This is a genomic window from Hydrocarboniphaga sp. FW305-C-57, from assembly GCF_058783045.1.
Window position 1 is genome coordinate 1 of record NZ_JBYSYG010000022.1, and the last position, 22801, is coordinate 22801.

Annotated in this window: 8 protein-coding genes and 1 pseudogene; 7 read left to right on the top strand and 2 right to left on the bottom strand. The window is 60.5% G+C overall.

Annotated features, from left to right (window positions below; genetic code table 11):
• Positions 1-89 precede the first annotated feature (89 nt).
• Positions 90-4592 (top strand): beta strand repeat-containing protein, encoded by a 4503-nt coding sequence (locus AC3WUM_RS24835; RefSeq protein ID WP_492413988.1) that lies wholly within the window; start codon positions 90-92, stop codon positions 4590-4592.
• Between the two features lie 56 nt (positions 4593-4648).
• On the opposite strand, the pseudogene AC3WUM_RS24840 reads toward AC3WUM_RS24835, so the two are convergent.
• Positions 4649-4846 (bottom strand): annotated as a pseudogene (locus tag AC3WUM_RS24840) (integrase core domain-containing protein); the annotation flags it as partial.
• A 293-nt stretch (positions 4847-5139) separates the two neighbouring features.
• Between AC3WUM_RS24840 and AC3WUM_RS24845 the strand changes: the two are divergent.
• The 6 genes from AC3WUM_RS24845 to AC3WUM_RS24870 all read left to right on the top strand — a co-directional run bounded on the left by AC3WUM_RS24845 (position 5140) and on the right by AC3WUM_RS24870 (position 21582).
• A complete protein-coding gene (locus tag AC3WUM_RS24845; RefSeq protein WP_492413990.1) occupies positions 5140-5442 on the top strand; it encodes an SIR2 family protein in 303 nt (100 codons plus the stop codon).
• Positions 5443-5547: 105 nt separating this feature from the next.
• Positions 5548-8841: an STY4851/ECs_5259 family protein gene (locus tag AC3WUM_RS24850; protein WP_492413992.1), complete on the top strand. Its 3294-nt coding sequence runs from the start codon at positions 5548-5550 to the stop codon at positions 8839-8841.
• Positions 8841-13874, top strand: a complete 5034-nt coding sequence (locus AC3WUM_RS24855) for a DEAD/DEAH box helicase (protein WP_492413993.1) — start codon at positions 8841-8843, stop codon at positions 13872-13874. The genes AC3WUM_RS24850 and AC3WUM_RS24855 overlap by 1 nt, the downstream gene beginning before the upstream one ends.
• A gap of 67 nt (positions 13875-13941) precedes the next feature.
• Positions 13942-20163, top strand: coding sequence for a hypothetical protein (locus AC3WUM_RS24860; RefSeq protein ID WP_492413995.1), 6222 nt, complete (start codon positions 13942-13944; stop codon positions 20161-20163).
• Positions 20160-21254 (top strand): hypothetical protein, encoded by a 1095-nt coding sequence (locus AC3WUM_RS24865; protein WP_492413997.1) that lies wholly within the window; start codon positions 20160-20162, stop codon positions 21252-21254. Before AC3WUM_RS24860 ends, AC3WUM_RS24865 begins: the two co-directional genes overlap by 4 nt.
• A gap of 196 nt (positions 21255-21450) precedes the next feature.
• Entirely contained in the window at positions 21451-21582 is a 132-nt protein-coding gene (locus AC3WUM_RS24870) for a hypothetical protein (RefSeq protein WP_492413998.1), read from the top strand.
• A gap of 30 nt (positions 21583-21612) precedes the next feature.
• On the opposite strand, the gene AC3WUM_RS24875 is transcribed toward AC3WUM_RS24870, so the two are convergent.
• Positions 21613-22623, bottom strand: coding sequence for a hypothetical protein (locus tag AC3WUM_RS24875; RefSeq protein WP_492414000.1), 1011 nt, complete (start codon positions 22621-22623; stop codon positions 21613-21615).
• Positions 22624-22801: the final 178 nt, after the last annotated feature.

The following is a 22801-nucleotide window of genomic DNA, read 5'->3' on the forward strand; positions in this document are numbered from 1 at the left end:
TCGAGCCACGTCATTGAGTCCTTTCGCCCCCGAGGAAGAAGTCTATCGGGACGACAACTATTCTGACGCGGGGGGGTAACGGCAGCGGATTGGATACGCTGGAACTGGTGGGTGTTGAACTCGCCGATTTAGTCGTTGGACGTACTGGCAACGATCTCGTGATCTCGATAGTTGGTGAGCCTGGATCGATCACGATAGAGAGCCATTTCGTAGGCAGCAGCCGAGCTATCGAACAGTTCCTCGTTGGCGGGGCTCGCGTATCGAGGGCCAATTTCGAAGCGTTAGCACTGCTCGGAACCCCAAACAGCGACACGATTATCGGAACCATGGGAGACGATCGAATCACCGGTGGTCATGGCGATGACTTCTTACAAGGTGAGGCAGGCTCGGATTCGTATTTCTACGCACTTGGCGATGGGGCCGACACGATCTCTGACTTCGGCAACACGAATGACATCGACATCCTGACGCTCGGAGCCGGGATCACGCGAAATGATATCAATCTGGTTCGTGTGGGGACTACGTCAAATGCGCTGCTGACGATCAACGGGCAAAGTGGCTCCATACTGCTGGATCGCCAGCTTCAAACCGGCGGGGCAGGTGTGGAGTACATTCGGTTTGCCGACGGCTCGCAGATGTCGAGAGGGGAGATTGCGGTCGCCGCGGGGATCGCGCCTACTGCATTTACGGGGACTGCAAGTGGAGAAACCCTGACGGGCTCGACGTCTGACGATGTCATCTCGGGGAACGGAGGCAACGACATTCTCAGGGGGCGCCAAGGCTCAGATCGCTACTTGTATGCCAGCGGAGACGGAAACGACACCATCGATGAATCGGGATACGGCCTCGATGTCGATATCCTCGAGTTCACGAATTTGACGTCTTCCCAAGTGTCGTTTTCGCGTTCAGGAGCGAACCTTCTAGCGACCGTCAGCGGCACGGGCCAAACCATTACGATTGATGAGCACTTCGTTGGGGTGCAAACGGGCATCGAGCTGATTCGATTCTCGGATGGGACCGTCCTCGATCGTCGGCAGATTGGACTGTTAACCGGAACCTATGGAACGTCAGCGAGCGAGACCCTGACGGGCACGGCCAATCAAGACGTTCTTGCAGGGCGGGGGGGTAATGACACGCTGCAGGGAGGCGGAGGCAGTGACCTTTATCTCTATTCTCGTGGCGACGGTGCCGACACCATCATTGATGTCGCCGATACGGCGACACGCGACAGTCTGGTTCTCGGGGACATTGCGGCAAGTGAAGTGTTCCTCGTCCGATCGGGCCGTGATCTGACGATCCAGATCTTCGACGCTGGAGTGTCGCAACCTTCCGGATCGATCCTGATTAAGGATCAGTTCTATGACACCTACAACCGAGGTGTTGAGGAGATCGTTTTCTCCGATGGTACCGTGTGGGCGCAAACGGATCTCATCAGACTTCTTTTGGATGCTGCAACCTCTAGTGGCGATGACCAGATCACCGGATTCGTGGTCGCAGATGAACTACGTGGCGGAGGCGGAAACGACACGCTTACCGGCCTTGGCGGAAACGACGCGTATTTCTATGCGCGTGGAGACGGCCATGATGTGATCATCGAGGATTTACACGACACGGGCGACACGCTGTCCCTGGAAGGTATTCAAACCTCAGATGTCAGTCTGGTGCGCACTGGAGACACCGTAAAGCTGGTGATCTCCGAATCGGAATCGGGCTTGGGAGACGGTGGCAGCATCACAGTTCAGAATGGTTTAAGTCATTACGGGTACGGCGTTGAGAGGATTTGGTTCTCTGATGGCACCGAGTGGACCAAAGACACGATGTGGCAACGCATTCTTGAGGAGTCCGCGACTGTTGGAAATGATCAGATCGTAGGCTTTTACGGAAGTGACGTGCTTTCAGGGGGCACTGGGGACGACACGCTCGCCGGAGACGAGGGCAACGATACTTACCGATATCGATACGGCGATGGACATGACGTCATTCGAGAGGACATCGGTGAGGGGGCTAGCGATGTTCTGGTTCTGGAGGATATCGGTGCTGACGATGTCAGAGTGACCCGATCTGGCAGCACCGCCATTCTGACTTTGCTAGATGGAACGGGCTCTCTCTCAATCGAGGGACAGTTCTCCAGCGACCTGTACGAAACCGGTGTCGAAACGATCTCCTTTTTCGGAGGGATCAATTGGAATCGAGAAGATGTCAGGGCGCGCTATCTAATCGATGCTCCTACCGAGCAAGCAGATTCGATCACGGGCTTTGACGATCGCGATGATTACATTCGAGGTGGTGCTGGCGATGATGTCTTGGACGGTCTGTCCGGGCGTGACACGCTAGACGGTGGGGCAGGGAACGACATCCTTCGAGGCGGCGATGGTGACGATACCCTTCTGGGCGGGGACGGAGACGATCTGCTCGCGGGTGGATTGGGCTTCGATTACTTCGACGGCGGCGAAGGGAATGACACTGTCGATTTCTCGTACAGTTCTTCTGGTTGGACGATCAATCTGGCTTCGGGATTGGCGATTTCGGATGGCACCGAAGAGACTTTGATTTCGATCGAGAATGCAATCGGCGGAACCGGTGCCGATTCTTTCGCCGGTACCACCGGTAACAACCGATTTGCGGGTGGCAGGGGATCGGATTCTTACTTGTTCGGCGCCGGCCAGGGTGACGATGTCATTGATGACGATGGTCTCACCAGCGATCAGGACAGGCTGGTTCTGGATGCCAGTGTGGCCAGCACCACGGTGCAGCTCTTTAGGGAACTTGGGCAGTCAAGCAATTTGGTCGTGCAGTTGGGAACAGGAGAGCGACTGATTGTTGAAGGTCAGTTCGACGGTGGTCAGCGGGGAATCGAAGCCATTCGTTTTAGCGACGGAACTGAGTGGACAGAATCTCAGTTCCTCGCACAGACGATCACCGTTGGGACGGACGTAAACGATACGATTCTCGGAACTTCGACGAGTGAAACTTTCAACGGACGCAAAGGGAACGACACCATAACGGGAGGGAGCGGGTCGGATCGCTACCTGTTTAGGAAAGGTGACGGAGAAGACACCATCGTCGACAAGGGGGCATCGACGGAGATCGATCGAATCGTCTTTGCCGATGTACTGGCTTCTGAAGTCATCTTCTCGCGTGACCTCGTTCAGACGAATGACCTGATCATTCAATATGGCACCGATAAGATTCTGATCGACGACCACTTCTACACCGCTGGATGGGGAATCGACGAGATCCAATTCTCTGACGGCACCGTGATGACGCGGGCGCAGATCGCAGAGATGGTGAGGCTGCGCGGGACATCCGGCGCCGACACGATCAATGGCACTGGGAGTGATGACCGTATTGAAGGCATGCAGGGTAACGACACCCTTCGAGGTGCCAGCGGCTCAGACTCGTACTATTTCAGTGTGGGTGACGGCCAAGACACGATCGATGAGAGCGGCAACTCAACCAACATCGATAAGATCATCTTCACGAATATCACTGCGGCTTCGGTTGAAGTCAGTAGAAGCATCACCGACACGACGGACATGATCATCCGCTACGGCAACGCGGGCGACGAAATCGTGATCGACCAGCAATACTCCGGGACAACCTACGGCATCGAGCAAGTTGTTTTTGCAGATGGCACCACCTGGGATGCAGCGATGCTGCAGTCGCTTGCGCGGATGAGGGGAACCGCCGGTGCTGACACGATCAATGGCACAAGCGGGAATGATGCAATAGAGGGCGGCGCAGGGAACGATATTCTCAAGGGCGCGGCAGGCTCTGACACTTACCACTTTGTGATTGGCGCAGGCGAAGATCGGATCGTTGAGTCGGGATCCAACTCCAGCACGGACACGATCGCTTTTGGGGTCGATGTCTCTGCTCAAGATGTCACGATGTTCCGCGATCCAGCGAACACGAATCACCTCGTGATTGAGTACGGCGTCTCTGGGGACAAGATAACAGTCGAGAATCACTTCGCAACATCGAATGGATCTGGAATTGAACAGATCACGTTTGCGGGAGGAACGACCTGGAGTAGGGCGGACATCCTTTCAAATCTATGGACAGGGGGCGCAGCCTCGGCTGATGTGCTGAATGGGACCACCGGAGTCGACAGGCTGTATGGCGGGGCAGGTGTCGACACGCTGTTCGGAGGCGCAGGGGACGATCACATCCAGGGTGGCACGGGAAATGATCAGATCACTGCTAGCTCAGGCATCGATACCTTCTATTTCGATCGTGGAGATGGGATTGATGTTGTGAGTGGACTTAACTCCGCCGATGGGCTGGACAAGGTTCTCTTCGGCCCCAATACGAATCGGGACGATCTTTGGTTCTCGCAATCAGGGAATGATTTATTGATCTCGACATTAGGAACGAGTGACTCAGTGAAACTCAGCAATTGGTATGGGTCGAGTACGGCACGTGCTGACATTGGCACATTGTCTGGAAGTAGCTTGATTGAAGCACAACTGTCGCAATTAGTTGGGGCAATGGCTGACTTCGTTGTAGCAAATAACGGCGTGGTGCCGACGTCGCCAAATCAGTACTCAAGCGATCTGATTGCAGCGCTCAGCGCGGCGTGGAGCAACTGACTGTGAATTTTCGGGAAGGTTGCTTAGAAAACGATTAGTAAGCGTCCGACGACGACCTATTGCGTCAGGTGAGCTGCGACATTAGCGGTCAAACTGAAAGTGGAAATTTTGGCGGGTTGTTGACGGTTTTTGATGGGCGTTCGATCGCCGAGTTGCTCGTGAGGCCGCTGCTCGTTGTACTCGAGCATCAGCCACCGAGCGGTTTCGCGGACATCGTCCAGGCGAGCAAGCAGGTGTTTATCGGGAGCTTCTTCCCTGAAGGTTCTACTTCTCGTTTGCCTTGCTGATGGGGAAGCTTACGCAGTCACCGGTTTCGACTCATCTGTAGGAAGAAAGCAAGAAGCGGGGAGGGCAGCACGCGCTTCATCGCGAATGGGCCGGAGATTCCTGCCGAGCTAATCGAAGCCCAGCAGCAGTGCAATACGATGCTCATCTGCGGCGCTGGCATGTCACGCGGTGTCGGGCTCCCCGGATTCAAGGCGCTCGTCGAAGGGGTCTACAGCACTCTGAACGAGCAGGGCAGGACGATCCTGCCGAGTCAGCTGCCATGCTGCGCGACGAATATTACCGTGTGCTGCGGTGTTTGGAACGGCGCCTCGTCGCGCGCGCCGGAGCTCGTGGCCAGCGACTGCGCGAACGCATCCACGGCGCCATTCTGGCGCAGCTACCCGTGGTGTCGATGGAATCCAATTTCGATAGTCACTACGCCTTGCTCAAGCTGTCGCGCAATGCTGAAGGCCAGACGCTCTTGGTCACCCCCAACTTCGACACCGCGTTTGAACGAACTTGGCTGCAAAAGCGCCAGTATGCAATTGACAGTCATGCAGGCCCCGCGTTGCCGCAACCCTGAACCCCGAGTTCAGATCGATGCGCCCTGGCGGTTATCATCGGACGAGGCACGACTTCTGCCTTCTCAGCAGCCTGTAGGAGCCATCCCGCTCCCAAATTGGAGCTCATGACGAACGCGCTGGCCCTCCGACATTGGCTGCTGGAATTCCTATCCCGCAGGGCGCTCGACGAACCAACGGCCGCCCCACTGTTCTCGTACCGGGTCTCAGACGCTGAGTTCTGCGCCCTACGAGATCTGCTGAGTGATGCGGCCGCGGTATCGCTCGAGCAGGCCGCCACCACACCCGAGTTCCAGCAGCTCGTCGTGCTCTACGCGGCCGACTGGTGGAAGCGCCGATATCAAGGCGGAGCCTGGGTTTGGAACCCCATTTTCGCCTCATTGGGCATTGGCCAAGACTGGTCCGTGGCGACGCGCTCGCGCTGCATCGCCCGGGGCATGCAGCACTGGGGCCTTACACTCAACAACCGCGGCGGGCTCCGATTTCTTGGAAGCATCGCGGCACAAGGCGGGGTGCCGTTGTCTCTGCTCGCTGCGGAGCGCGGGAACCTGGGGCGACTGCTTCGGAAGGTGTGCTCCCTCGCACGTGGCGGCGCTGTCACCCACGAGGATGTCACCGGTTGGGTGGAAAGCCTTGCGGAGCAGCTTCCCGGCCCTTTCCGGCAGCCCGAGATTTACAGCTTGCTGGCATCGCTGGCGATGTCGATCGTCAAGCTGTCGGGCCGCCTGCACCCGGCTGGCGAAGCGGATCCGATCGTTCAACTCGACCAGGGACACCCCGGCTGGCGGGACGAGTTTCCCGTCGAGTTCGAGGATGCCCACGCGCGATCGCTCGTCACCGCGACGTTCCGCGCCGCGATGGTCGGCGACGGCGCAACGCCAAGAGCGGCTCCGGTTGTCGGCGTCGTTCGGCGGATTCACCAGGAGGGCGAGGGCCGGTTTGCGTTGAGCGCTGACCTGCCGTTTCCACGGCACGTCGACAGCGACTACCTCGCTAGACTGTTCGGTGTTCCGGGCGATCGCATCCCACGCTCACTCGAACTCCGCTACTCGGCAGGCTCGCAGCGGAACGCCGCGTCTGTCAGGCGTGTGCCAGGCCACAACCTATATCGATTCGGCGCGGCCTTGTGCCGCTCCGAAGGCCTAAACGCTACAGCTGAGCAGTCACTCGAGATCAGTACTGGCTCCGGGGCGCTTGCGCGCTGCACGCTGCCGGCCGGTGTCGGACTGTCGCCAGACGTGCCGTGGGTGTTCGAATCACCGAGCGTCGCCAACGCCGGTGGCGAATTCCTTCGGCAAGGGGGCGGGCGTTGCGCTCAGCGTGAAGTCCTCGTGGTTGCGCCCGCTGGAGCCATGGTCGAAGGTGAGGCGGGCGGCAGCGCGGAGCACTGTGGCGCAGTGGATGGGCTGCGCGCTGACGTTTGGCGCATTCAAGGCATCGTTCGGTGCGACATCGACGGCGCGAGCTTTCGCATCCAAACAGGAAGAGCCTCGAGTGAAGTCGAGGACTTCGCCTGGAGCGGCGATCGCATTTGGGGCATTTTCGAGCGGCCCGCCTTTCGGGGTACCCCAACACTCAGTCGCTCCATCGCCGGCGCAACGCACGCCGCCGCGCGCGTCCGCTGGGACCGCGCGCCGGGCTCAGGGCCAATGACCGCTCACTGGCCCGCCGATGGGCCGGTGGATTGGCGCGCGAAGGTCGTGTGCCTGCCACCGACCGCGCTTGGCGTGGAGCCCCTACCGGGGCCGGGGCCCACTTCGGGAATCGTGCTGCTGCGTTCTTGGGGCGCGGTGGGGGCTATCTCCCGTAGCCCAGCACTGGAGGTCGATTGCGACGCGACGAACGGCGACCTGGCGATTCGAATGCGATGGATGGGCGACGGGATCCCTCCACCGACGATCGAACTCGATCTTTGTTGGGCACGGACTACGGCGACCGAGCGGGTGCGCCTGCCGTTCCCCGGACGGGGGATCGATGCTCGGTTGGATGACGGAACGACGGTTCCGCACCGGACTCGCGTCGGGCTCGACGATCTCTACGGAATCCGCTTGATAGCGAATGCACGATCCGCGACCGTGATGCTGAGTTTGAGCGGTCGCGCGCAGGTTCGGCGCAGTCGGCACATCACACTCTCCCCCTCGCGAGAAGCCAAGCGCGTTGAGGTTGCGCCAAGCGAATTCCGAGAACCGATCGAAGAGTTCTTCTCCAGCACGGCACTGCTCGATGCGGACGTTGAGTTCTCGCTCGTCACCGAGGATGGCGATCGCTTTGACCTGCTGATTTCGCGCTTCACCAACACACTCGATCGTAGCGATCCTGACATCTTCACGAGGGTGGCCTCGCAAGACTTGGATCTGCTGGCGGTCCGCCTCGACGAACTCGGGGGTGTTCCGCGAGCCGTGAGTCGCTCCAGCGGCGGACATGGCTGGGTCTTCGACGCCGCCGAGTACACGCCGGGCCCTTGGCTGATCTATCCGGCCGCCTGGTCGCGCCAAGGCTGTCGGCCTTTGCTTCGCACTGTTGTCGATGAAAGCGATGCCGCCGCGACGTCTGAGCTTGGCCATGCGATAAGTCGCCCCACGACGGCGCGCGCCAACTCGATATCGAACGAACTCAAGCGACTCGCCGCAGACCCACACCGATCGGGATGGCAGTTGCTGGAGGATTTGGCTCGCCACATGGGGCACGTCCACTTGGCCGCCCTTGATGTCTGGACGGCGATTGCTGCCGACCCGCACTCCGTCGCGCACTTGGCGTTGAGACCGGGGTTCACCGATGCGTTCGTCCAGAAACTCGGCGTCGAATTGCCCTTTTGCTGGGAGCTTGTTCCATTAGACGCCTGGGTCGCGGCGGCTGACGCCGCGCGCACCGGGGCGTCCGCGTTGGAACTTCCGCCTCAGCTGGTCGATTCGCACCTGAAGGATCGCGCGATGCGAATCCTCGAGGTCGCACCGTCGCTAGAAGCGCTGCTGAAGATCGCGACCCGCGAGGAAGTGCACCGCCCAGTTGCTGGGCTCGACCGCGCCCTCCACGCGATGCTCTTTGCCGGTGGCGACTGCGCACTACAGCGAACGTTGCTGCGCGTCGATTCAGGTCAGCCGCCACTGCGCGAACTCGCGGCGGACTTGCGCGAAACCCTCGATGCCCAGCCCGATCTGCAGACGCTTCTCCCAGGGAGCGACGTTGCACCCGCTTGGAGACCTGCGATCGAGTTGCCGGTCATCCTTGCCTACTATGCGGTGAGTCCACGAAGGCGCCCGAGGTGGTTCGACGCTCCGGACTCAGCGCTATCCATCCGCCACTTCCGGCGTCTCTACCCGGAGTGGTTTTCTGAGGCCTTCGCGCTCACCAGCATGCGGATGCTTTCGCGCGGCACAACAACGAATACAGGGGAGCCTTGATGTCGCAACCGTATTTCTCTGCTCTCTTGCCGCAGCTGGCGCAACGCGCCGCCGATGCGACTGTGAACGTTCTCGGGTACTCGAATACTGCTTTGCGTGAGCACCTGCGCGAGGTCTTCGGGAACCCGATAGGTGTCGATGGATGTTTTGTTGGCGACCCGACGTTCGAAGCGACCTTTAGCTGGGAGGAGGGCGAGAAGCCCTTTGGCGACTTCGGGATCGATCAAGGCGGCTTTCTGTCGCCCTCGCTGATCCGAAACATGGCGCGCCCGCCAGCGTCATTGGCGAAGGACTACACCTTCGGTTCGAAGCGGCACCCATACACGCATCAGGCCGAGGCATGGGAACTCTTGTCTCGGCCATCACCGCAATCCGTCGTCGTCGCAAGCGGAACAGGCTCGGGCAAAACCGAGTGTTTCATCGTGCCGGTCTTGAACGACCTCGCGCTGGAAGCTGAAACTTCAGACGAACCACTCGAGGGTGTTCGAGCGCTTTTTCTGTATCCGCTCAACGCGCTCATCAACAGCCAGCGCGAGCGGCTCGCTGCGTGGACCGCTGGCTTCGGAGACTCCATTCGATTCTGTCTCTACAACGGCGAAACTGAGGAACAGGCGAAGCCTGGTGGCGCTGAGTGGCCATCGGAGGTCGCGGATCGTAAGGCGCTGCGTGCGTCACCGCCGCCCATCCTGGTCACGAACTCCACCATGCTCGAATTCATGCTCGTGCGTGCGCAGGATGAGGCGATCCTGCGTAAGTCGGCAGGGACACTGCGCTGGATCGTCCTCGACGAAGCGCATTCCTACATCGGCTCGCAAGCGGCGGAACTCGCGTTGCTGCTGCGCCGGGTCCTGCATGGTTTCGGGGTTTCGCCCGAATCAGTGCGCTTCGTCGCGACCTCCGCGACTATTGGCGATCCGCGAGGCGAGGCTGGCTTGCAGCTACGCCGCTTTCTCGCTGATGTTGGTGGTATTCCCATCGACAACGTTCACATCGTGGCTGGCAGCCGCGATGTCCCGAGACTCGAACGTCCGCCCACGACGCTCGACGATCTGGAGCAGCTCGCGGCGATTTCGCCGGAGGTGACCAACAGCCAAGAGCGCTACGACGCCTTAGTCGCGAATAGACGCGCGCGCGCGATCCGCGCGGCAATGCTCAGGCCGGATTATCCCAACGTCGCGAAGCTGAGCGAGATCCGTGGCGCGCTGCGCGCGGTCGACGGTCGCGAATACTCGGAGACCGAGACGCTCGCCTGGTTGGATGTGCTGTCCTCGACGCGCAACGGAGAAGACGAAGCGTTTCTTCCGGTGCGCGGACACATCATGCACCAGACGCTGCCTGGCCTTTGGGCATGTGTCGATCGCAACTGTAGTGCGCGGCGTGGCCCGCTGCAGAGTGCGGAGTGGCCATTTGGCGCGGTCTACCGAACGACTCGGCAGTTCTGTGAGTGCGGCTCGCCCTGCTACGAGGCCGTCAGCTGCGAGCCGTGTGGCGCAGTGCATCTGCTGGGCTTCATCGCCGGGGATTCCGTACTTCAGTTCGAGGACCGCGAACCGGTCGACGAGTTCGAACTTCACCAGGACGCAGCTGCGCCGGAAGGTGATGCCGAGGACGATGAAGACGAAGCCTTGACGCTGGAGGCGCGGGTGCTGATCTGCGGTGGCACCCCCGAGAGTGGTGATCGCTACTACATCTCGCGCGAGCGAGAGTGCCTTGATGCCCCTGTCGAAGGGGCCTGCGAGGTCGCGATGGTCGCTGACGCGGGGCAGGGACTGACATGCCCACGGTGCCAAACACGCGAGAGTCGCCGGCGTGAGGTGTTCCGCTCAGCGCGTATCGGCGGCCCCCTCCTGCTATCAACGATCGTCCCGACCCTGCTTGAGTTCGCGCCCGATACGGAGCCCGCGCTGGAACTCCCAAGCCGCGGGCGCCGCATCCTTGCCTTCAACGATAGCCGACAGGGAACCGCGCGCGCTGCGACCAGGCTCCAGCAGGACGCTGAGCGCACGCATGTGCGTGGTCTGATTTACCACCATGTCCTTCAACATCGCAGCACGGCGAGTTCGGCCAAGCTTGTCGAGCTGCGAAATGAGATCCAGGTCTACGAAAAGCTCATCGCGGACGTGGGGCCGAAACCTGAGTTGATTCAGCTGAAGCAAGAGAAGTTGGCCCGCGTTGATGAGATTCTCGCCTCCGGAGTCTCGTTCGAAACACTTCGAGCCAACATCGCAAGCACGAATAGCGATCTGCAGCGAATGCTTCGGACCTATCAGCACTACGCCCCAGTTTTCGAAGGGCCCGAAGCCCAGTTCCAGCTTGCAGGATTACTTCTCGCGCGCGAGTTCGCGCGCCGTCCTCGGCGGCTCAACAGCCTCGAGACGATGGGCATGGTCGCCGTGTATTACCCCGCGCTGGCGGCGGTGCGCGTGGCGCCGCCGGCATGGCTGGATGCCGGACTCGGCGTGAGCGACTGGCAAGACTTTTTGAAGACCGCGCTGGACCACACGGTCCGCGGCGGCGGTAGCGTCGCGCTCCCGATTCCGTGGCATCGCTGGTTGGGCATGCAGTGGCATCCGAATGCGTTGCTTCCGATCGATCGAGATAAGCGCCGGCGACAGCGCAACTGGCCAAGCGTCTCGAAGAGCGGTCGGCAGAGCATGCTCGTCCGCTTGTTGGCCGACGTGCTGCACCTACAGGTGACGAAGAAGGCGGATGCCGATCGGATCGACAGCTTGATGCGAGCCGCGTGGCTGACGCTTCGTGAATGCGGACTGCTGGAGCCGCAAGGCGATGGCACTGGTCACATGCTTCCAACTTCGGCTATGTCCTTCCGCATCGTCGACAAAGCCTGGCTCTGTCCGGTTACGCGGCGATTTCTCGATACGACGGTTATCGGCTTCACGCCGTATCTGATGCCCGGCCAGGCGATCTGCGCGCCTCGCGAGATCCCTGTCTATCCGCATGCGTTCGGAGGTGGAACGCCAAGCTTCCCCGATCGCTTGGCGCAAGCTCGCGATTGGCTGACCTCGACGAGTGCGGTGCGCGCGCTGCGCTCCGATGCCTTGTGGTCCGATCTGCACGATCGCATTGTGGAACTGATGCCGTACTACGCGACCGCGGAGCATTCAGCGCAGCAGTCATCGAAGCGTCTGAAGGCATACGAAACCCAGTTCAAGCGCGGCGACATCAACCTGTTGTCGTGTTCGACGACGATGGAGATGGGGATCGACATCGGCGGCATCAGCATGACGGCGATGAACAATGTTCCGCCGCACCCAGCGAACTATCTGCAGCGAGCAGGGCGCGCAGGGCGTCGCGGTGAATTGCGTTCTTGTGCGGTGACGCTCACGAAGAGCAACCCTCACGATCAGGCCGTCTTCGCCGACAGCAGCTGGGCCTTCAATCGGAAGATGCACGCACCGGTGGTGTCACTGAGCAGTTCGGTCATCGCACAGCGACACGTCAATGCGTTCGTTCTCGGACGGTACCTGAAGTCGCTGATACTCAGCGAGAACCTGCACAAGCTGACGACGGGATGGTTTTTCGCAAATGTTGAACAAGCTCCCGTCGAGCAGTTTGCCGCGTTCTGTCGCAGTGAATCGACACCCAAGCTACATCGAATGGCAGATGGACTGCGGATACTCCTGCGTGGGTCGGTGTTCGAGTCCGTCGCACACGAAGACATCCTTGAGCAGACTGCCCAACTGATTGTGCTCAAGGCCGAGAGTTGGCGGCCGGAGCGTCGTGCACTCGCGAAATCATTGGATGGCGCGCAAAGTTCCGAGATCGCCGCAAGGGCAGTGCAATTCCAGATCAAGCGTCTCGACGACGAGTACCTGCTACGCGAGCTTTCGACCTGCGGCTTCTTGCCGGTCCACGGGTTTCCGACTTCGATCGCGGCGTTCGATCCGCTCACGCAAGAGGAGTTCCAGCGGCTCGCGAAAGTGACGAAGTACCGACAGGACAACCTCTTACGCCGCCGTGATCTGACGAGCCGAGATTTGCCAACGGCGCTACGCGAGTACGCACCGGGGTCCGACGTGGTGATCGATGGCCGCGTGTTCACGTCCGCGGGTATCACGCTGAACTGGCACATTCCCGCATCAGAGAGCGAGGTCAGCGAAGTTCAATCGCTGCGCTATGCCTGGTGGTGTAACCGCTGTGGCGCAAGCGGTTCGGAGGTGACACTCGACCGTGCGTCGAACTGTCGGAGCTGCGGTGAGGAGACCGCTGAGCGCCGATGCTTCCTTGAGCCTGCGGGGTTTGCCGTGGATTTCTCCGCCGGTGAACCGCACAACGATGTCAGCCGCACCCGCAGCCAATTGTTGGCGCCGGAGTGGGTCAGCGCGGATGGTCCGTGGACCGACCTGCAGGAGGGGCGGATCGGACGAAGCCGTGCGTCGAACCGAGGGCACGTCTACTACCACAGCGCAGGGCAATCCGGTTTCGGTTACGCGGTCTGTTTGGTGTGTGGCCGCGCCGCTTCGATGCCGGGTCCGTCGATTCTGCCGACAGTATTCTTGGCGCCGCACTCGCGGCTTCGAGGAGGGGGAGGGCAGGATCGAATCTGCGAAGGAACTGACTGGTCCATCAAGTCCGACATCGAACTTGGGCACAAGACCTTCACGGACATCTTGGAGCTTCAGTTGCGGGACCGCTCTGGTGCCTGGCTGCAGCGCGGAAAAGCAGCCGAGACCCTCGCGCTGGTACTGCGCAACGCAGTCGCGAGAAAGTTGGGAGTCCAGCTCTCGGAGCTGGACTGTGCAACGCGCGAAACGCTCGGATCCGACGGCAAGCGCACCGCGTCGCTCCTCATCTTCGATCGCAACGCGGCTGGCTACGCGACTGCCGTAGCGACTGATGTCAGCTCTCTGTTCGTGCCGGCGCGGCAGATGCTCTTGTGTTCCGTCGAATGCGACTCCGCGTGCTCCGCCTGCGTACTCGACTTCGATCAGCGCCACGACGCCGCCCGGCTGGATCGGCACGCGGCGCTGGAATTCTTGACGGACGATTGGTGCGCCGCCATCGAGAACTGACCGGGGCCTCCTCACTCGGCCCCTATAATCCCGCGAAAACGAAACGAATAAGGAAAACGGCCCGACCATGCTCACCGTCACTGTCCAAGCCTTCGCCGACGAACTCTGCCGACCCGTCGAGGAAATATTGGGACAGCTTCGTGATGCTGGGATTCCGGTAGCGGGCCCGGAATCAACGATCACGCCAGGCGACAAGCTCGCGCTATTGAACCGGCTTCGTTCAAAGAGCAGCGTCGCTCTCAGTTTGCCTTCGGGGACACCGCATGCGGTGCCGATGCCGGAGGCGGTGGCTCCTACTGGGTTCGTCACGATGCCGGTGATGGGGCTGCAGGAGATGATGGCGTGGGCGGCAGCAGATGCCCACATCGAGGCTCCGGCGTTCGTCACGCTTGAGCGCTACAGAGCGTACGTGGGACGACTCACCCCTCAGAACATTCGCTTAGTCGTCGATGACCTGAAGAAGCGACGGCCGGAATCATTCGCCGATCTCGGGGCGAAGCCGAAACAGGACGAGCTTGCGGAGTATCTATATCAGCGTCGTGAGAAGGCGCTGCATCTGGCGCTGTTTCGAGAGTCCTGCGATCGCCTAATCGGCGACGATAAGAAATGGATGCTTCGGGAGTACGATCAGATCGTCAGGGAAATCCCTGGCTGGAACAAGTTACCGCACAAAAAGTGCCGCGAACTCGTCATCGAACGCGCCGTGGCCACTGGCCGTGAATGGGTGCTGGAGATCGCGATTTTTTTCGAGTTGCACTCAGGTGTGCTCTACCGGTCCGCCTCGACGAGCAATCGCAAGAACATCGAAGAAACGCTGGCGGCCGAGTTTCCCGCTGTCGGTGGCTTGCGTGACTATGCCGCTCGGCTGTTCCGAACCTTAGAACAGACAAAGCGCGACACGGGGATTAAGGAAGTCGCGCCCGTTTCGAGTGAATCGAGTGCCGCGACCACCGTGCCGATCGCTGTAGAACTGGTTCAGCTCCCACCTCCGGTGACGCCCCACGACTCATGGGCCGCGAGTCTTCACGAGCTACGGCTCGCAGTCGCGGCGCTCGATGAGCTTGAGCACCCGGAACTGCCAGAGCGCATCAATGCACTCTCTGCGATTGTCGGTCAGCTCTCTTCAACGAGTGCGGCTGCGCTCGCGGAACTCGCTTCGCTGAGCGCTGTGTCAAAGGAGCTTGAGGAGCGCTGGGGAGCTCTTCGCGAGTTGTCCATCGCGTGGACCGAGGAAGACGCCAAGCCCGCGGCGAACGCGATCGCCACCATCGATGGCATCCCGCCCGTCGACATGATCGATCGGCTAGATCCGTTGATCGTCGCAGCCGAGAACGCGATCGTCGCCACGGGCGCCGCCTGGGCAGCGATAGCCGACGCGTCGGTCAAGCGCGACTCCAAACGGCTCGAAGCGGCCCAGCAGTCGCTTTCGCATGACCAAGCCAAATTGCAGAACGCGGTGAAGCTGATCGTTGAATGCGCATCGGGGGACTCGCCTTCACTATCGGCCGCGCTTCCTCCAAGCGCGATCGAAGACCAATTGGATACCGCTGTCGCTACGGATGTGTACGAAGAACCGTCGCACGAGCCTGTGAAGGCGCAGGTCACCACGCCTTCCGCGGAAGTTCTGGTGGCACCAGCCTCTGTCGAAGTCGGTCAAGCGGCAGGTCCTCCCAGCGCCGAGGCTTTGTCGGACGATGGCGGGCAATTGGCGGCAGAGCGCCAGGCGGAGAGCCTGCGCCAGGAAGCCCTCGCTGGCGTTTCCCCGGATGCCGCGATGAGCGCATTCGCTGTCTGGATCGATCGCGATCAGATTGGACTGGCGCTGGCGTTGGCGCGCATGTACGCCGCGAAGACGGGCTCAGCCCTCGGTGGTATGACGGATCCGACGTTGCAGGCGTTGGCCCTCTCGTGGGCCCAAGGCCGCGCCATCGTTTCTGGCCAGGGCGCGCTCACCGAAGTCGCGGAAGCCGTCCTGCTGGAAGATTCGGCCCCCTTCTGGGGTGGTGATGCCACCAGTCGGGTGACACTGCTCGCCCGCCTCGGGCTCGTCCTGCGATCGGCAATATTCACGTCCTACCATGAGGCTCCGTCACAACTTGCCTCGATGCTGACCGGTCAGTTCGGCGACGCGGGCGCGCTTCATCAGCTTGTCGAACTGATCAACGAGCCCGCCGTACGCGGAATCGCGCTGCAGCCCGTCATGTTGCGCAACGGACTCGACGCTGGCGTCCGCGCGTGGGAGGCACGATATGAAGAGTTGCGCTCGCTCGCGGCGGATTGGGAGCAGAAGGCTCCATTCCATCGAATCGGCTATGAAACCGGCGAGAAAATCTGGGCGCATATCCTCTCGGCGAAAGCCGATCCGGGCGAAGCACTCATCGCGATCGCCGCGCAAAAAGGAGGGATGCGGACCGAGCAGCGAACAGCGCTGCAGCGAAAGATCACCGCCTCACTGAAGTGGTTTCAGGTCGATCCTGAAAAACACATCAATGACCTCGTCACGGTCACGACTCATCTCCGCACTAAGGGCCGCATCCCGTTCGGCGGTCCAAAAAACAAGTTGCTCGACAATTACGCGGCGACGGAGTCGCTGTTACGTCAGGTCTTCCATCATCTGGACACGCACCCGGATCGCCACGGTCGAGGTTCCGAGGCGTTGGTCAGCGACTTCTCCGAGCGACTTCACGAGTCGCTGACGAGCGCACTCAGCGACTTGAATGCCAGGGAAAGCTTGGGGCCGCTGGAACGGGCTGCGGTAAAGGCATGTTCCGAATCGATTCGTGGCCTGCAGCGAGAACTCGCGGGCGAGCAACTTCCGTCGCAAGACCCGTGGCCATTGGTTTGGCAGCCCGTTCTCTGGAGCGACTTCGCCGTCGACTGCACAGGCGCGCCAATCGAGGTCTCCACGGGGACCGATCCGCTTGAACAGGCTGAGGGTGCCACTGCGCTCGTCGCGCTCGTGGAGCGGGCCACACTCGTGGACTGGGCCCCGCCGATCACATTGGTGGCTTTGGATTCTCATCTGGTAGCCGGCCGGCTATTGCCTGCGCGTCGCTTACTCGATTTGAACCAGGGGGAATTCCCGGAGCAAGAGGCGCTGTACCACCACCGGGTCGAGGAAGAGCGTCAATCGTTGGAGCGCGAGATCAACGGTGCTCGTCGCCGCGTTGCGCTCGCGAGTGCTGTGAGCGTCATCGACGACGCCGCGAAGCGTCGACTGGAGAGCCAAGTCGAGTTACTGGGTGCTTGGGCGGACAAACTGCCGCTCGCAAGCGCGCTCGATCGCGACGAGCATCCTCCGGTAGGCGACTTCGGTGCGGCGCACGCTTACCTCGCCCGCGAGGTCACGCTGCCCCTCGAAGGGCACTTCGCGCTGCTAAGCGCGACGCTGCGGGCAGAGATCGATCGCACCGTGCCGACGCTGCAACCTGAAGTACGAGATCAGGTCGACCGCGTCCGCAAGCTGATTGATAGTGGCGACCTCTTCGTGGCGCGCGATTTCCTGGCGATGCTTCGCGAGGGCCGCCGTCTACCGGAAGACAGCCATCGCAATCACTCGCTGCACGAGTTCACCGACTTTCTCGGCGCCGTCGCCAGCGCTGGTCTGGTGAACCCGGTCGGGCTGATTGAAAAAGGGGAGTTTCCCGAAGCGATCAAGCGGTGGGTCAAGCAGAACGAGGACGCGGTTCAGTTCCTGCAGGCTTGGACGAAGCTGCTCAAGCCCAACTCGGAGTTTCGGCGATCCGCTCTTCGTGACTTCTTGGACCGCCTGAAGGTTCCGGTCATGGACATCGAGTCCACGCGCGCGGAAAGTCCCGGTGAGGAGATATTTCGCGTCCGGCTACGTCCTGGGAAAACCATTGCGGACGTAATCGCGGGCGTGACGTTCGTTACGCCGGATTGGGGAAGTGGCTCGCAGGGCGAGTTCTGGGTGCGCGTTCTTCCGCAGGGCAAGCTTGACGCGGAAGCTGTCATCTCCAACACGCGATACCCGACTTCGCAAGGCGACGGCCCTGGCTTGTTGCTCGCCCGAGCGCGTCTAACCGCGAGCGATCGAGAAGAGCTCGCCCAGCGCAGCGTTCGTGGCGACACACGTATGCGAACGATCGTCATCGACGATTTGCTTGCCGCCTACCTGGCGATCAGCGGCGGCTCGCAGTTGGGGACGCTCATGGCTATCGGCCAGACGAGCATGCGCACCAACCCCTACGTCAACGACGCCGCGCTGCCCGCTGAGATGTTTTACGGCCGCCAGGAAGTGCTGGACGACCTGCGCAATCGTCGCGGCGCAGCACTCGTCTATGGAGGCCGAAAGCTCGGAAAAACCAGCCTGCTGAAGGACCTTGAGCTCAAAGCAACACTCCCGAGTGAAGGTACTTACTTCGTCTACGTTGAAGCGAAGACGCAGTTCGCGCCGAACCAGCGTGATCACCAGGATGCCGCGTGGGATGCGATCGGCCGGGCGCTGTCCGAGCGCGGCGTGAAGCTTGAAATCAAAGCGGGCGCGGCGCGCAGCGCAGTGCCGAAGGCGATTCGTGAGTACCTCGCACGCGAGGAGAACTCCCGGCATCGCATCGTGATGATGATCGACGAAGCGGACACTTTCGTCGCGCGAGACGAACAGCACGAGAACGCAGACGGCTTCCCTGTAATCGGCGCGATGAACGGGCTGATGCAAGAAACCCAGTCACGGTTTCGATTCCTGATCGCGGGTCTGCACAACGTCCAGCGGCTCATCACTCGACCGAACTCGGTGCTCGCGCAGTTCGGCACGCCGCTCCCGATCCAGCCGTTCATGGGGACAGAACGCCAGGCCGGATACAACCTAATTACACAGCCCCTTGCGGCCCTCGGATTCGAATTCGAATCTCCCGACTTGCCCCTGCTGATCTTGTCGCGGACAAGTTTCTATCCATCACTCGTACAAACGTTCTGTCAGGCCTTGCTCGCAGACCTGCTGCGCCTAGGGTGTCGACGTTCGCCCAGCTACACCATCACCGCAGCCGATGTGAAGCGCGTGGACAATTCGCCCGAACTCGCAGAGAACCTCGGGTTCTGGTTCAAGATCACCCTCGAGCTGGACAAGCGCTACATGCTGATCGCGCTGATGTTGGCCGAGCGCCACTACGCGGGTGGTGAAAACGGCCAGTCAATGTCCAGTGATGAGCTGCGACGCATGGCGCTCGAAACAAGCGAGAAAGCGTTCGCGCCCCAGGACGCTCATGTCGTCGACGTGCTACTCGACGAGTTGCAGCGATTGGGCATCGTGGTTACGGAGTCGGGTCGCCACTCGCTGCGGTCGCCGATCATCGCCTCTGCTGTGGGACTTGTCGAACAAGTTCGAAGCCGCCTTGAGGACTTCGATTCTTGGCTCGAAAGCGAGAACTTCGAGCAGGACAATGAGCGCGTCGCGCTGACTGGCGGTGAATTCCTGCCGATGGCACCGGAGCGCTGTATGACGATGCTCCGAGGGGATAGCCGAGTCACCGCGATCCTAGGTACTGAGTGGGCCGGCGCCAGCGCCGTGGTCGAACTGTTCAAGGACAAGCGGGCGTTGCAACGGTTCGACGTGGAGGCAAAGCCCGTTCGCAGCCCCGGCAACACAGCAACTGCGCTGACGCAGTTGGAAAATGATTTGAGGAACTCGGTTAGCGAGCGATCTGCGCAGCGAATTCACGTTGTCGGGCCCGACTTGCCGTGGGATGGACGGTGGGTCAACCGTCTCGTTGGGCAGTCGCGCGAGGTGCTCGAAGCCAGAAACGCGAAGATCGTCTTCATCGGGGGGCTCGATCGGCTCGCCGAGTTGTGGACGGACGATCGTGGGTACTCGGTGAATGTCGAGGGCATGACACTCTGGTCTGAGGCTGCTATTCGTCACGCCGCGCGCATTCGAAACGTGATGAAGGGCTTTGCCACCGATGCAGCCTACAAATGCCTTATGCGAGCCAGCGGTGGCTTCAACGCGCTGGTGATGAAAGGTCTCGCACTTGCGAAGGCCCAGAAGCTCGTCGTAGACGACGATCACGCGCTCGCCGATGCGCTCGGGGTTCCTCGCGACATGCCCGCTCTTTACGCGGCACTTGGCGTTCCAACAGAGATCATGGACGTCGTCACGGAGCTCGCGTACGAGGCATTGCGGCCTGAGGACGTCCTCAAGCGCATTCGGGCATCTACAACTGACGTCCCGCCGGAAGCTCATCTACGGCGCCTGGAGCTGAGCGCCGCGCTCGCGTTGAATGCCGATGGGCGTTTGCAGGTAAATTCGCTCATCGAACTGCGCATGCCATGAACGGGCTTTTCTTGCCCTCATGGTGGAGTTATCCGCTGGTGGCGCGTTGGTTGCAGGACGCGGCCGAAAAGCTGGACGCCGGGAGCAGCCTCATCGTTGTCAAGCCGCGGCATGCGCCGGCGCGGCTCGACGATGCAGTGAGCTATGCAATCGCCACTGGAACGCATCTCGCGTACCGTCAAGTTCACCTGCACCGAAATGACGTTGTCGCAACTTCGATTTCGGATGCCTTGGGTATCGGCCACGCGCCACTTTCGATCGCAACACAGCAGGCTCCATACTCTGAAACGGTCCTCCACATCACCTGCGAAGCGGACGCAGAGGCGGACCTGTTCAAGTTTCTGGCGCAGTACGTTCGCATGCCGGCCGCAGCGAATCGAACGCGGATCTGGACCGAGCTCCCTCAAGAGAACGCGAAAGTCCTGGCAAACTCGTCGAAGAAGGTGCACATCGCGACTTGGCGGGGACTGTTCCAGGCGTCGGATACGGCGATTGCTGCTGCGCAGTTGATGCGCGATCGACCTGGCCCCGGCCCTTGGCGCCTTACAGAAGCGATCGTGCGCGAGGTTGGCGGCTGGGATTACGACTTCATGGAGATGCTTTCCCGCCTTGACGACGCGACGTTGCTAGACCTCCCCAACCACCTGCGCCGTGAAGTGAAGCTCGATGCCGAGGCACAGCGACGTCGGACCTGGCTTGATGGGGGCGTGGAAGTCAACGTCCCAGTGCAGGGAGAACAGCACTCACTGGTTCTTGCGCAATTACCCAGCCAGGATCTGGAACTTCGATTTCTCGGAGCGCAGATTTCAGCGCTGCTGCCGTGGCTCGAAAACATGCGCCCCGATGTGCTGCGCCGAGTTGCCCCGCTCCTGCGCAAGAACGGGACAAATACGGTGGGCTCCGACTACTACGACCTCGAGTACGGCGACGTGTTCAAACACATGCGTGCCGCGCACTTACTCTCCACATCAGAAGGGCGGCTCGTCTTGGTTTTTCGGAATGCCCGCAATCGCCTTGCGCATCAGGAGCCTCTTGAGCAAATGCACCTCGACGATCTCTTGCGTAACTGCCGCCTCCACAGTCTGCTTTGAAATGAACTTATCAGCGCATCGGCCTTGGGGGGGCCGCAAGAGGCATCCTGGACGCCGGGATCGAACTGCTGGCGATCTGGGATTCGATTGCCGCTGAGGCCCCCAGTGATCGAGCCTTGATCGATGCCTGGGCTGACAAAGTCGGCCTCCGCGAAGGACGACAGCTTCTCGCGCAGCGATTTTGTCTGGAACAAAGATGCCAACGAGTATCGCCGCCGAAGACCATCCGCTGCTCAGTGAACGTCAGGCTTTTGCCAAGGAGAGAACGCATGTCATGAAGGAAGACATGATCATCTACCGCGCGAGCCAGCATCACTGCGTGGCGTGACCACTGAACCGCGCTGCTGCCCAAACGCCACTAATAGGACGCTTTCAGCTGTGAAAGGATCGTCCACAACTCATTCACGCCGGCGGCCCCTCCGGCGATCTGGCGTGGCAGTGCGACGGGGAAAGGGGCATCGGTCCGGCACTTCTCGGCGAAGCGGATAAAATTCCGATCAGCAGAGATGACGATGTCTACATCAATCAAATGGGAAGCTAGTGCTGAATCGGTTGGCGTTCCCGTGGTAACTTTATGAAAAGCCTGCAGGAGCTCGAAGGCGCCACGAAGCCATTGGCGTGGAGCATCGTTGGGAACGATTTCGTAGAACCACATCTCGGTCAATGATGCTGGATTTGCAGCTATTTTTTCGACGTTGATTTCGCTGTCGAGCCACTCTCTATATGGGCTTGCATAAACGGATAGCTCGGCAAATAGAAAGTGCAGGCTGGGTACGCGCCAGTATTCGACTGGACTGCCTCGCCATCCGGGCAGGTCAGCCGCGGGGATTCCATCCACTTGGGTTAGCTTCAGATTGGCGATAGAAAGCTTCCGAGCATTAACTCGCTTACGTATCTGCTGTGCCTCTTCGAAAGCAAGGAGTGTCTCTCGTTCTCCCCGAACGTGCTCGTCTGTAAAAGGGGGAGGTATGTCATGTCTGGCTCGTTCCCAAAAGCCTCCATCTTGCCGCTCCCAGTCCTCGCGCAGGCGACTCACCTCTGTTAGGTCTGGAGGAGCAATAAGCCAGTGTGGACGAAGCCGGCGAATCGCAGACTTGATCTCGTCGGCCTCAAGAAACGCCTCCGGCATCAGCCTAGTCCAGCGCGAATCTGCAAGTGCTCGCAGGATATTGGGTCGAAGCACTTCATCGTTAAGCCGTAGCGCCTCATTCACAACCGCCGGTGTTACGGTGATTTCCACGCCCGCTTGGTATGCGGCCTCAGCCAGGCTATCGATGTCGCTGAAATCAACGATGTAACGCCAAACATTCGAATCTAGTAGGACGCGCATAGCCCTTGGCATCGATGAGAAATGCGGGTTGGTTGACATGCTATCCAGTTGTGCCTTCGTTCGTGAATCTGCCCTTATCGGAGGTGGCGGATTGCATCGCTGAGTCGCACCCTCGATTTTCCTATATCGGTGGTGTCGGCGGCCCCCCGCGTCAGAATAGTTGTCGTCCCGATAGACTTCTTCCTCGGGGGCGAAAGGACTCAATGACGTGGCTCGA

Bases quoted from the DNA above. Each gene is read 5' to 3' on its own strand.
- AC3WUM_RS24845 (WP_492413990.1), top strand. From the start codon at position 5,140: ATGCTGCGCGACGAATATTACCGTGTGCTGCGGTGTTTGGAACGGCGC.
- AC3WUM_RS24850 (WP_492413992.1), top strand. From the start codon at position 5,548: ATGACGAACGCGCTGGCCCTCCGACATTGGCTGCTGGAATTCCTATCC.
- AC3WUM_RS24855 (WP_492413993.1), top strand. From the start codon at position 8,841: ATGTCGCAACCGTATTTCTCTGCTCTCTTGCCGCAGCTGGCGCAACGC.
- AC3WUM_RS24860 (WP_492413995.1), top strand. From the start codon at position 13,942: ATGCTCACCGTCACTGTCCAAGCCTTCGCCGACGAACTCTGCCGACCC.
- AC3WUM_RS24865 (WP_492413997.1), top strand. From the start codon at position 20,160: ATGAACGGGCTTTTCTTGCCCTCATGGTGGAGTTATCCGCTGGTGGCG.
- AC3WUM_RS24870 (WP_492413998.1), top strand. From the start codon at position 21,451: ATGCCAACGAGTATCGCCGCCGAAGACCATCCGCTGCTCAGTGAACGT.
- AC3WUM_RS24875 (WP_492414000.1), bottom strand. From the start codon at position 22,623: ATGTCAACCAACCCGCATTTCTCATCGATGCCAAGGGCTATGCGCGTC.